This window comes from Lentzea alba (genome assembly GCF_011067745.1).
GTDB lineage: Bacteria > Actinomycetota > Actinomycetes > Mycobacteriales > Pseudonocardiaceae > Lentzea > Lentzea alba.
This window is the reverse complement of the sequence record NZ_JAAMPJ010000006.1, coordinates 501,248-513,708: the sequence shown is the minus strand read 5'-3', so window position 1 is coordinate 513,708 and position 12,461 is coordinate 501,248. Positions and strand designations below refer to the sequence as shown.

Sequence of the window (12,461 nt, the reverse complement as noted above, 5' to 3'; positions counted from 1 at the left end):
CAGTCCCCCTCTCAGCCTCGGTCTCGCAGGTGCTTGCCCCACATGGCCTCGTTGTCGCCCTCGGTCAGGCGGTACTGCTGTTCGATGCGGGTCAACTGGGCGATCACGCCGACGAGCTGCTCCTTGTAGACGTTCAGGGCAGCCAGCGCCTTCTCCGACGTCTGGTCGTTGAACGCCTTCGAGGTCTCGCTGCTGATCGGGTCCTGCGCCCAAGGCTTCGTGGGCAGGTCGTGCACGGCCTGCGCGATCTTGTTCTCGAACTCCGACAGCGCGTGCTCGAACGCCTTCCGGGCCTGCGGAATCGCCGAGGGATCGACCTTCAGCTTGCGCTGCCCGAACTCCGGAGGCGTCGAACCGCCACCGCCACCGTCCGCGAGATACACGGCACACCCTCCTCGGTACGGCCCCCCAGTTGGGCCGCGTGTGCATTTGGAACGACTTTAGCTCTGATGCATGACGCAGTGGACCGGTTCCCGGTAAAAGCGGAGTAGTTCTACTCAACCTTCACTTGGTCGCGAGCACGGTGCCGACGGCCTCGGCGAGCGCCTTGGCCCGCTCACACGCACCGTCCACAGTGGCAGTCGACTCACCCATCCCGGCGATTCCCGTTACCAGCAACAACTGCCCGTCATGGGCATCGACGTAAACCTCGCAGGCCCCAGCAGTTCCCGGCGACTCGGTCTTGGTGAGGTAGGCCGGGTAGCCGGCGATCTGCACCGAGGTGAGCTTGGCCTCACCGGTCGTCTGCTTCAGCCTGTCCACACCGCCGTTGAGCAGCGTGTGGATGTTGGCGATGTACTTGTGATCCGCATAGCTCTCATTGCACCGCTTGCTGCCCTCGCCGTACTCGGGCAGCGGGGTGCCCGGCTGCACGCTGCTCAGACCGAGTGCGGTCCTGGCCTCTGACGTGATCAGGGAGCACGGGTCGACGGTCTTCAGATCCACGGCCTTCGGCCTGTTCACCGGGGCGGTTCCGGCCGAAGTTCCGGTCGTCGGCGCCGCGCCGGTCTGGTTCCCCGCGGAGGGCGTCCCCGCTTCCTGCGAAGAACACCCGGTCAGGACCGCTGCCAGCACGAACGGGACGGCAAGTCGAAGCATGACGGCCAACGTATCGGATCGTCGCGCACGGAGGGTGGCGAACGGTGTGTCCCGCGTCACCCAGAAGGCGCATTGCCCGTGACCCCACTAAAAGGAAACCTTCTTTACGATACCCCGAAGCGCCGCCGCCCCGATGCGTCGAGGAGCGACATGCTGCGCAACCGACCACTGCCGACATTGGTCGTGGCCGCGGTGGGCCTGGCCCTGCTCGTGCCAGGCACCTCAGCCAACGCGGGCCCCGTGCCCGGCACGGGAGCGGCGCTCGAGGTGGCCGCGAGCCCCGGAAAGACCTCCACGATCCCGGACTGGCGCCTGCAGAGCAGCACCAAGGCCACGCAGGCCGGTGACGTGATCTCCGGACCGGCCTATTCGGACTCCGGGTGGATGACGGTGCCGGCGCGGTCCACCGTGATGGCCGGCCTGATCGCCAACAACAAGTACCCGGACGTCCGGTACTCCGAGAACCTCAAGCAGGCCAACCCCAACGACTTCAAGGTGCCGTGGTGGTACCGCAAGGTCTTCCAGGCGGACCCGCAGCCGGGCGTCAACACGTTCCTCAAGCTCAACGGCGGCATCATCTCGCGCGGCGAGATCTGGTTGAACGGCACCAAGGTCGCGGGCACCGACACGGTCGTCGGCGCGTACCCGACGCACGAGTTCAACGTGACCTCGTTGCTGCGCAAGGGTGACAACGCCCTGGCGATCAAGGCGTCGCCGTCCGACCCGCAGAACGACCTGCTGATCCACTTCATCGACTGGGCGCAGCTGCCGCCCGACCGCAACCAGGGCATCTTCCGCGACGTGCAGTTCACGCCGAGCGGCCCGGTCTCGCTGCGCAACCTGCGGGTGGACTCCGATCTGCCGCTGCCGAGCCTGAGCAGCGCGAAGATCACCACCAAGGTCGACGCCCGCAACAACACCGGTTCCTCCGTCACCGCCGAGGTGACCGCGACCGTCGCCGGTCAGGTGTTCAAGCAGCAGGTGCAGCTGAACGCGAACCAGACCAAGACCGTCACGTTCACCCAGGACCTGCAGAACCCGCAGGTGTGGTGGCCGTTCCAGATGGGCGCGCAGCCGCTGTACCTCGCGACGCTCGCCGCGAACGTCGGCACGACCGAGTCCGACACGGCGAAGACGACCTTCGGCGTCCGCGAGGTCACGTCGAGCATCCGCGGCAGCGGCCGGCAGTTCACCGTCAACGGCAAGCCGTTCCTCGTGCGGGGCGGCGGCTGGGCGTCGGACCTGTTCCTGCGCACCGATCTGCGCTACATCGAGGACCAGCTCGACCTCGTCAAGGCGATGGGCATGAACACCATCCGCCTCGAAGGCAAGCCGGAGAACGACGAGTTGTACGACCTGGCCGATCGCCTGGGCATCATGCTGCTCACCGGCTGGGAGTGCTGTTCCAAGTGGGAGAAGTACGATTCGTTCGACGCCGAGGACAACCGGGTCGCCGGTGCGTCGGCGGAGAGCGAGGCCAAGCGCATCCGCAACCACCCGAGCATGATCGGTTTCATGATCGGCTCGGACGCCGCCCCCGGCGCGGGCCTGGAGAAGATCTACCTCGACGCGCTGAAGCGGGCCGAGTGGAACCTGCCGGTGATCTCGTCGGCGAAGAACATCAGCTCGCCGCAGCTCGGCAACCCCGGCATGAAGATGGACGGCCCGTACTGGTGGGAGCCGCCGGTCTACTGGTTCACCAAGCAGAAGGGCGGCGCGGCGGGCTTCGCGTCCGAGATCGGCCCCGGCGCGACCATCCCGGAGATGGACGAGCTCAAGAAGTTCCTGTCGCAGGGCGAGATCGACAAGCTGACGAACTACAACGCGACGCAGTACCACCTGTCACCGTCGTCGACGTTCAACAAGCTCACCTTCTGGGGCACGGCGCTCGACAACCGCTACGGCAAACCGTCCGGGGTCGAGGACCTGGTCCGCAAGGCACAACTCGCGAACTACGAGACGAACCGCGCGCAGTTCGAGGCGTTCGGCGACAACTTCAACGACTCCAGCAACCCGTCGACCGGCGTCATCTACTGGATGCTCAACAACGCGTGGCCAACGCTGTACTGGCACCTGTACGACTACTACCTCGCCACGGCGGGTTCGTACTTCGGCGCCAAGACCGGTCTGCGGCCGCTGCACGCCCAGTACTCGTACGACGACAAGTCGCTGGCCGTGATGAACACTTCGCTGCAGAACGCGAACGGGCTGAAGCTCCAGGTCACGCTGTTCAACCTCGACGGCACGCAGAAGGCCGACGAGACGCGCAACGTGAACGCGACGGCCAACGGTCCCACCAAGGTGGGCTCGCTGCCGCAGCCGTCCGGGCTGTCCACGACGTACTTCGTGCGCCTGCTGCTGAAGGACGCGGCCGGCAACGTGGTCGACCGCAACGTCTACTGGCTGTCCACCAAGGCCGACACGCTGAACTACGGCGGCTCCACCTGGTACCACACGCCGCAGTCCGGCTACGCGGATCTCAAGGGCCTCAACACGTTGAAGCCCGGCACGGTGTCCTCCACGGTGGCCACCTCGCCGGTCGGTGACGACAAGCAGGTGACCACGGTGACGCTGAAGAACACCGGCAACACCGTGGCGTTCTTCGTGCGGGCGTCGCTGCGCAAGGGTCAGGGCGGCGCCGAGGTGCTGCCGACGCGGTGGAGCGACAACTACGTGACGCTGTGGCCTGGCGAGACCTTGACGCTCAAGGCCGAGTACCGGTCCTCGTCGCTCGGCTCCGCGCAGCCGGTCGTGGAGGTCTCCGGTCACAACGTGGCGAAGAAGTCGTTCAGCTGAGATAGCGATCCGCCACGACGGACGGTCGCTCGACCGGCGCACCCCGGTCGAGCGACCACGCCAGCCGCACGTACTGCGCGTGCGTCCAGGCGAGCGGAGTGGCGGAGGTGGTGCCGCGGCCGTTCCACACCTGTTCGGGCAGCATGAGACCGCTGTTGGCGGTGGCGGCGATCTCCTTCAGGCGTTGGGCGGCGTTGGCCTTTTGGTTGAGGAGCAGCTCGTACTCACCGCGTTCGCCGCTCAGCAACGGCCACAGGCGCCCGTAGGTGCGGACCGGGTTCGGCACGTTCCACGGCCCGCCATCTTTGGTCTCGCCGTAACCGTCCTGCGTGAACCGGTGCCAGTAACCCTGTTCCTTCAGCTGCTGGTCGACGACGGTGACGGTGTTGCGGACGGTCGGGTCGTCGGCGCGCTTGACGCCGAGCCGGACCAGTTCCAGGAAGCTCGGGTCCACGACCGCGCGTTGGTCGATGTCGGCGGGGTTGTTGTCGCCGAGGTTGTACTCGGTGCCCGCGTCGGGCTTTCCGTCCTTGGTGAGCCGCAGGTAGTACGGCTTGGGCTCGTACGGGCCGGTCTTCGTCGCGGTCCAGCTCTCCACCTGGCGCTGCCACGCGTCGGCGGCGTTCAGGTATTCGGCGGCGTCCTCTCCGTTGCGCTGCAACAAGTCCGCGAAGCACACCAAGCCGGCGACGACCGAGGCGATCGTGGCGGGCGAGTAACCGCTCTGGTTCTCCCACCGCTCCTGCTCGCTGAACGGCGCGTTCGGGTAGCTCAGCAGGTAGTCGGCGGCTCGGCGCAGTGAGTCCACAGTGGACTTGTCGCGCCGGTCCAGTTGCCAGGCCAGCAGCAGCGGCGCGGCGGTCTCGTCCAGCTGGACGCTCTGCCAGAACGGCGTGCCGTCGACCTTCGTGTTCTGCGGCAGGTGACCGTCCGGCTGCTGTTGTTCTCGCAGCATGAAGTCCAGCGACCGCTGAGCGAACCCGGTGTCTCCGGCCGCGATCATCGCCGTGGACACGTGGTAGAGGTCGCGCGGCCAGACCAGCGCGTACGGGCCGAGCTCCGGTGCCAGTTCCCGGTCGAACCCGAAGGCCCACGGGAAGCTCGGCGACGCGATCGACGCGCCGGGGTTGGCCTTGTCCTCCGTCGCGGCCAGCACCATCACGGACATGTCGTAGAGCCGCCGGTCTGCCGACTTCGGCCGCTTCAGACCGTCGAGGTAGGTGTGCCAGCCGCGCGCGTACTCCTTCGCGGTGGCGTGGAATCCGCGGTCCAGCGCGGCCTGGGCGACGCCGGCACCGAACCCGACCGCGAACGTGCCGCGCGCCTGCCGCACCGGCTGGGTGGGCAGAGTGCTCCTGACCTCGCTGGAACCCTTCATCGGCACGTGCTCGACCGACAACCGGACCGGGCGGTGCGCCGTGACCGTGACGTCCGCGAGCACGGCGGCCCGCTGTGGATCGGTGACGTAGGTGATCTCGGCTCGCCAGCCGTCGCCCCGCAGCCGCTGCCGGAAGGTCAGCGACCGGTCGTCGGCAGGTTCGGTGTACGCCTGACCTGGCTTTCCGTCGACCAGCAGCCGGGTCTCGCGGGTCGCGGGCGTGCTGAGGTCCGGGTGGAAGATCTCGGACAGGCCCTGGTGGCCGAGCGTGAACCACACCGGACTGGCTTTGGACCTGGCCGTGCCGAACGCCTGTTTGTCGGCGGGCAGCGGCACGACGTCAACAGCGGCGCGGACGACCGGAGTCATGGTGACGAGCAGGAGCACGACCAGGGCCAATGACTTCATGACCCAAGGTGTTCCCCGAGCTAGAGATCACCACGCAGCAAGCTGTCGATGTTCTCCGGCGGACCCGGCCGGGCGAAGAACCAGCCCTGGCCCGTGTCACAGCCGAGTCGCAACAACCGGGCGGCCTGAGCCGGCGTCTCCACGCCTTCCGCCGTGACGCCCAACGAGAGTGCGTGCGCGAGCTGGACCAGGGTTGCCACGATCTGCGAGTCGACCGGGTCCTCCTCGTTCTCCGCCCGCAGCCCCTCCATGAACGAGCCCGCGATCTTCAGCTCGTGCACGGGCAGGTGCTTGAGGTAGGCCAGGTTCGAGTAGCCGGTGCCGAAGTCGTCGATCGCGATGCGCACACCCATGTCGCACAACGCCCGCAGCGCTTCCAGCGGCTCGTCGGCGGTGCCCATGATCGCCGACTCGGTCAGCTCCAGCTGCAGGTGGTGCGGCGGCAGGGCGCACTCGTCGAGGATGCGCTTGACGTCGCGCACCAGTTCGGGGTCGCGGGACTGGCGCACGGCCAGGTTCACCGACACGAACGGGGCCGCGTCGCCGAACTCGACCAGCCAGCGCCGGGCCTCCTCGCACGCCTTGCGGAGCACCCACCGTCCTAACGGGACGATCAGGCCGGTCTCCTCGGCCAGCTCGATGAACCGGTCCGGTGCCAGGCGGCCGAACTCCGGGTGTTGCCAGCGCACCAGGGCTTCCACGCCGGTGACCGTCGAGTCCTCCAGCCGCACCAGCGGCTGGTACTCGACGTAGAACTCGCCGCGTTCCAAGGCACGCGGCATCGTCGCGGACAGCGTGAACCGCGCGACCTCACGGGCGTTGCGCTCCGGGTCGTACAGCGCCCACCGCGCCTTGCCGTCGGCCTTGGCCCAGTACAGCGTGATGTCCGCGTCGCGCATGAGGTCGGCCGACGTCGTGCTCGACAGCTGCCGTTCGACGATGCCGATGGACGCCGAGACCGACAGCTCGTGGCCGGCGATGCGGATCGGCGCCTCCAGCTCGGTCAGCACGCGCTCGGCCACGTCGACGATGTCCTGCTCGCCGGACGAACCCTCGACCAGGATCACGAACTCGTCGCCGCCCATGCGCGCGACCAGCTTGCCCTCGCCGGACACCGAGTGGTCGAGCCTGCGGCCGACCTCGACCAGCAGCTGGTCGCCCGTGTCGTGGCCCAGCGAGTCGTTGATGACCTTGAAGCCGTCCAGGTCGAGGTAGCAGAGGCCGGCTCGGGCGTGCTTCGCGCGGTTGCTGAACACGCGGCCGAGGCGTTCGAGGAACAGCGCGCGGTTCGGCAGGCCGGTCAGCGGGTCGTGCAGGGCCTGGTAGCGCAGGCGGTTCTGCAGCAGGTGGCGGTCGGTGACGTCCTCGATCATCGCGACCTGGTACTGCGGTTCGCCGTGATCGTCGCGGACCAGTGACAGCGTCAGGTGCGTCCACACCTGCTCACCGTCGGCCCGGTGGAAGCGCTTCTCGGCGCGGTAGTGGTCGCACTCGCCCGCGATCAGCTGGTCGTAGAGCCGCCACACGCTGCCCGCGTCCTCGGGGTGCATGAGGTCGCGCACGTTGTACTGGCGCATCTCCTCGACGCTGAACCCCAGCATGTCCTGCAGGGCCTGGTTGACGTCCAGTATCCGGCCCTCGATGTCGGCGATGCCGATGCCGATCGCGGCCTCGGTGAACATCGCGCGGAACCGGGCCTCGGAGGCCCGCAGCATCGCCTCGGCCTGGTCGCGGGCGTCCAGGACGGCCGCCCTGATCGCCTCCTGCTCGGCCAGCGTGCGTTCCCGCAGGGCGCGGGCGTAGCCGGCCGACAACGCACCCTGCAGAGCCGCCAGGCGGGACTGCAGGCGTTCGTCACCGGCGGCACCCAGCTCGCCCAGCAGGTCGTCGCCGAGGAGCTGGACGGTGCGGCCCAGCGTGTCCGTGCCGGTGAAGTGCGCGTCGACCAGCCGTGAGCCGATCTCGTAACCGGGTGCCGTGCGGAACGGGCTCGCGTACAGCGCCTCGACCAGCATCTCGGTGAGGTCCTGGAGGTGCTGCGCGACCTCGGCCCTGGTCATCGGGACGTAGCTCGACCCGATCACGGCCGTGGCCCAGCTGCGCGCGAACGACTCGGCACCGGCCAAAACGGCCGGGTCCAAAGGAGAACGGTCGTCACGCACCCGGTGGTCAACCCGATCGGTCATCTGTTCGGCCCTAACGCCACGAACGCGCAGCATACGGCCGGTCGCCCTGCGCAGTCATCTCTAAGCCTTTCGGCCTACCGCGGCGAACCCCGGGAATGCCCTGTCCGCGATGCCCTCGTCGTCCGGACCCTCGGGGCGCCACGCCGGCAGCCGCACCACACCGGGTTCCACCAGCTCGAACCCCTCGAACAACTTGGTGAACTCGGCGCTGTTGCGCAACGTCGTCCGCGTGACACTCCGCTCGTAGACGCGGCGCGCCGCGCGTATCTCGGGCGTTTCCTCGTCCGCCTCGAAGCCGGCGTGGGACAGCGCGAGGAAGCTGCCGGGAACGAGACGGTCGCGGTAGCCGGCGAGGATGCCCAGCGGGTCCTCCTCGTCCGGCACGAAGTGCAGGACCGCGATCATCAGCACCGCGATCGGCTCGTCGAAGTCGAGCAGGTCGTTCACCTCCGGGGAGGCGAGCACCGACGCCGGGTCGCGCACGTCGGCCTGCAGCACGTTCACCTGCTCGTTGCCGTCGAGCAGCGACCGGCTGTGCGCGACGGCGACCGGGTCCAGGTCGACGTAGACGACCTTGGCGGCCGGCTGGACGGCCTGGGCGATCTCGTGCACGTTGCCCACGGTCGGGATGCCGGAACCCAGGTCGAGGAACTGCCGGACGCCCCTGCCCACCAGGTAGCGCACGGCCCGCCGGAGGAACGCGCGGTGTTGGAGGGCGCCGGCGCGCACCTCGGGCATCATCTCGAGGGTCTTCTCCGCGACCGCCCGATCGGCGGCGAAGTTGTGCGCGCCGCCCAGCAGGTAGTCCCAGACGCGCGCGACGCTCGGCCGTTCCAGGTCGATGTCCCCCGGCGCCCACTGCGGCCGTTCCACCTGCTCACCTCTGTTCGTGTCGGCCCGTTCACCCATCATCGGCCAATCAGCCCGCGCGGTGTAGGTCCTGCTTGGCAGAATGCCGATCTCGTGAGGTTCCTGCCGGCCGCCGGTGCGCGCAAGCACCGCCGCGCGAAAAGTCTGCTGCTCCTGACCGTGCTCGCGTCGCTCGGCGCGTTCGCGCTGGTCGGCGGCGCTCTGCTGCTCATCGATCCCGGCGCGCCGAAGCACGAGGCCATCAAGACCGGTGGCCTCGCGGGCGGCGCGATCGTGGCGCTCTACGCGTTGTGGCTCAACGACCGGCGCCGCAAGGTCGAGGAGGCCCGCCAGGAGCTCGAGAGCCAGCGCATCGAGCACGACAGGTCCCGCGTGGCGGACGAACGGTTCGCGCGCGCCGTGGAGCTGCTGGGCCACGACGCGGCACAGGTCCGGGTGGGCGCGATGCACGCGCTGGCCGGGCTCGCGAAGTCCCGGCCGGAATACACGCAAACCGTGCTGGACATCCTCTGCGCCTACCTGCGCCGGCCGTTCAAGCGCGCCGACGACGACCTGGAGGACTTCGACGCCGAGCAGAACGAGATCGAACTGGAGGTCCGGCTCACCTCGCAACGGCTGATCGAGGACCTGCTGCCGCGGGTCGAGGAGAAGGACCCGGTGCGCTACGACCTCAACCTCACCAAGGCGCACCTCGAGTACATGGACCTGTCGTACCGGCACGTCGGCGACCTCGTCCTGCGGGTCGCGCACCTCAAGGAGTCCAACGCGTTCCACCACATGGTGATCCACGGCTCCCTGTACCTCACCGAGGCCGAGGTGGCCGGCCGGTTCTACCTGCACCACACCGAACTGCGCGGCAAGGCGTGGTTCAGCCGGTTCAAGGCGCACGGGCTCGCGGTGTTCACCGAGTCGAAGTTCCTGGGCGAGACCAAGTTCACGGGCTCGGAGTGGGCGGACGTGAAGGCGGACGGTTGTACGTTCGCGGTGGAGCCCGACCTGCCGGAAGCGTGGAGGAACTGACGTGCGTGCACCCTGGCTGGTGGCGGTCTTCGCCGCGCTCGTCACGACGGCGGCGACGGGGGTGGCGCTGTGGCTGGTGAAGGCACCTCCGGTCGAGATCGTGAAGACGGCAGGGGTCGCGGGTGGCGCCGTGGTCGCGCTGTACGCGTTGTGGCTCAACGACAAGCGGCGCCGCACCGAGGAAGCCCGGCACAACCTGGAGAGCGAGAAGGTCGCGGACGAACGGTTCGCCCGATCCGTCGAGCTGCTCGGCAACGACGCTGACCAGGTCCGGGTGGGCGCGATGCACGCGTTGGCGTGGCTGGCGAGGTCCACGCCGCGCTACCGCCAGACCGTCATCGACGTGCTGTGCGCGTACCTGCGCCGCCCCTTCGAACACCCGGCTCACCAAGCGAAGCCGGAAGACCCGGACCAAATGTTCATGGATGTCGACCAGGACATCCGGTTGGAACATCAGGTCCGCCTCACCGCACAACGGCTGATCAAGGACACGTTGTCGTGGGGCGATCACCAGGAACACGACCACCTGAACCTGGACCTGACCGGTGCCGTGCTGGAGTACTTCTCGCTGGACGGCAGGCACGTCAACAGGTTCGTCGCCCGGCGTGCGCAGTTCTACGGCATCACCAACCTGCGCAACATGCACGTGCAGAAGCCCGCGCTGTTCTCCGGCGGCGCGTTCCACGGCAGGCTCGATCTGACCAACGGGCGGTTCGAGGGCGGGATCTCGTTCCAGGAGACGAGCTTCGCGGGGCTGGTCGAGCTCAACGCGGAGGTCGGCACCTTCATCCACCCGTCGGCGCGACGGCCGGCTCAGCTCTCGGGTGAGCTGAAGGTGCTGCCCGGCACGCAGTTCCGCGGGCTCGTGAACGACTGGCCGCTAACCGGCAGCACGGAGGCGGCCGGACTTGGCCTCGGCGACCATGTCGAGCAGGACGCTCGCGGCGGCGCTGACGGTGTTGCTCGTGACGACAACGGTCTCGGCAACGGGAAGATCCCCGCGCAGGCCGACGAAGCACGCGCTGGTCGTCTTGACGGCGAAGGACTGCGGGACTAGCGCGACGCCGAGGCCGAAGCCCACGAAGTCGAGGAGTGAGTGCACGTCGTTGACCTCGACGGCGACGTGCCGCTCGACCCCGGCCGCGGCGAGCGTGCGGTCGACCTCGTCCCGGGTGCCCCAGTCGGCGTTGAAGTCGACGAACGACTGACCGGCCAGCTCGGACAGTTCGACGGAATCCCTTGCGGCAAACGGGCTTCCCAGCGCGCACGCCAGCACCAGCGGTTCGCTGGCCAAAGTGGACACTCGCAGGTCGTCCGCCATCTTCGGCGGACGCGTGACGAACGCTAGGTCGAGCCGGCCCGCCCGGACCTCCTCGACCAGCTCCGCGTTGCCGGACTGACGCATCCTGATCTCCACGCCGGGGTGGAGCTCGTGGAACCGCGCCAGCACCGCGGGCAGGTGCACCACGTGCAGGCACTGCAGACTGCCGACGGACAGCGTGCCGCGCAGCAGTCCCTGCACCGCGGCGACGGCGTCCCTCGCCGACTCGACGCTGCTCAACGCCCGGCGCGCTTCGGGCAGCAGGGCGCGGCCGGCCTGGGTCAGCTCCACCTGACGGGTGGTGCGCAGGAACAGCGGCGCGCCGAGTTCCACCTCCAGCGCCCGGATCGACGCCGACAGGCCCGACTGGGAGACGTGCATCCGGCGCGCGGCCCTCGTGAAGTGGCATTCGTCGGCGACCGCGAGGAAGTGCTCCAGCTGTCTGAGTTCCACGATTCATCACCCGCAGTGCTCAATGAGATCACTTCTTTGCGTTGGACAGCTTAATCCAGAGGGTCCAGAGTGGAGTTCATGCAGAAGCGTCGTATCGGAGAAGTGGAAGTCAGCGCCATCGGCCTGGGCGGCATGCCCGTCTCCGTCCAGGGGAGGCCGGACCGCGCACAGGCGATCGAGACCATCCACGCCGCGCTGGACGCGGGCGTGACGTTCATCGACACCGCCGACGCCTACTCGCTCGACGACACCGACTTCGGCCACAACGAATCGCTGATCGCCGAGGCGTTGCGCGGCCGGTCCGAAGAGGTGTTCGTGGCGACCAAGGGCGGGCACACCCGCGTGCCGGGCGGTGGCTGGGGCCTCGACGGACGGCCGGAGTACCTGCGTCGCGCCGTGGACGGTTCGTTGCAACGGCTCGGGGTCGACCAGATCTTCCTGTACCAGTTCCACCGGCCGGACCCGAAGACGCCGATCGCGGAGTCGGTCGGCGCGCTGAAGGAGCTGCTGGACAACGGCAAGATCCGCTACGCGGGCGTGTCGAACTTCAACCCGGACGAGATCGTGCAGGCCAACGAGGTCCTGGGTGGACGGCTCGCGGCCGTGCAGAACCAGTTCTCGCCGCTGTTCCGGTCGAGCGAACCCGAGCTGGAGCTGTGCGCGAAGCTCGGCATCGCGTTCCTGCCGTGGAGCCCGTTCGGGGGCATCGGCAAGGCGGGTGCGTTGGGCGGGCCGTTCAAGGAGGTCGGTGACGCGCACGGCGTCAGCGCGCACCAGGTCTGTCTCGCGTGGATGCTGGCGAAGTCCGAAGTGGTGGTCCCCATTCCGGGTGCTTCCCGGCCCGCGAGCATCCGGGATTCGGCCTCGGCCACCCACCTGCAGTTGACCGAGGAGGAGCTGACCCGCCTGGACGGGTGACCCCAGTGGCAAA

9 protein-coding genes are annotated in these 12,461 nt (G+C 68.4%); 3 read left to right on the top strand and 6 right to left on the bottom strand.

Annotated elements, in window-relative coordinates; genetic code table 11:
• Positions 1 to 11: 11 nt before the first annotated feature.
• Positions 12 to 383 (bottom strand): transcriptional regulator, encoded by a 372-nt coding sequence (locus G7043_RS24595; RefSeq protein ID WP_166049183.1) that lies wholly within the window; start codon positions 381 to 383, stop codon positions 12 to 14.
• Positions 384 to 504: 121 nt separating this feature from the next.
• Entirely contained in the window at positions 505 to 1,098 is a 594-nt protein-coding gene (locus G7043_RS24590; RefSeq protein WP_166049181.1) for a DUF3558 domain-containing protein, read from the bottom strand.
• A 150-nt stretch (positions 1,099 to 1,248) separates the two neighbouring features.
• On the opposite strand from G7043_RS24590, the gene G7043_RS24585 reads away from it, so the two are divergent.
• Positions 1,249 to 3,894, top strand: coding sequence for a glycosyl hydrolase 2 galactose-binding domain-containing protein (locus G7043_RS24585; RefSeq protein WP_166049178.1), 2,646 nt, complete (start codon positions 1,249 to 1,251; stop codon positions 3,892 to 3,894).
• Here G7043_RS24585 and G7043_RS24580 read toward each other — a convergent pair.
• From G7043_RS24580 to G7043_RS24570, 3 genes are read right to left on the bottom strand one after another with little or no spacing between them, the layout of a single operon-like run.
• Positions 3,887 to 5,680, bottom strand: a complete 1,794-nt coding sequence (locus G7043_RS24580; protein ID WP_207311600.1) for a glycoside hydrolase family 15 protein — start codon at positions 5,678 to 5,680, stop codon at positions 3,887 to 3,889. The genes G7043_RS24585 and G7043_RS24580 overlap by 8 nt on opposite strands.
• A gap of 20 nt (positions 5,681 to 5,700) precedes the next feature.
• Positions 5,701 to 7,866: a putative bifunctional diguanylate cyclase/phosphodiesterase gene (locus G7043_RS24575; RefSeq protein ID WP_207311599.1), complete on the bottom strand. Its 2,166-nt coding sequence runs from the start codon at positions 7,864 to 7,866 to the stop codon at positions 5,701 to 5,703.
• A 60-nt stretch (positions 7,867 to 7,926) separates the two neighbouring features.
• A complete protein-coding gene (locus G7043_RS24570; protein ID WP_166049175.1) occupies positions 7,927 to 8,739 on the bottom strand; it encodes an SAM-dependent methyltransferase in 813 nt (270 codons plus the stop codon).
• A 90-nt stretch (positions 8,740 to 8,829) separates the two neighbouring features.
• Between G7043_RS24570 and G7043_RS24565 the strand changes: the two genes are divergently transcribed.
• Positions 8,830 to 9,756: a hypothetical protein gene (locus tag G7043_RS24565; protein WP_313888052.1), complete on the top strand. Its 927-nt coding sequence runs from the start codon at positions 8,830 to 8,832 to the stop codon at positions 9,754 to 9,756.
• Between the two features lie 880 nt (positions 9,757 to 10,636).
• Here G7043_RS24565 and G7043_RS24555 read toward each other — a convergent pair.
• Positions 10,637 to 11,530 carry a LysR family transcriptional regulator gene (locus tag G7043_RS24555; protein WP_166049173.1) on the bottom strand — a complete coding sequence of 298 codons (894 nt, stop codon included), beginning with the start codon at positions 11,528 to 11,530 and terminating at the stop codon, positions 10,637 to 10,639.
• Between the two features lie 78 nt (positions 11,531 to 11,608).
• Here G7043_RS24555 and G7043_RS24550 point away from each other — a divergent pair, with 78 nt between their 5' ends.
• Positions 11,609 to 12,448 (top strand): aldo/keto reductase, encoded by an 840-nt coding sequence (locus G7043_RS24550; RefSeq protein ID WP_166049171.1) that lies wholly within the window; start codon positions 11,609 to 11,611, stop codon positions 12,446 to 12,448.
• Positions 12,449 to 12,461 lie beyond the last annotated feature (13 nt).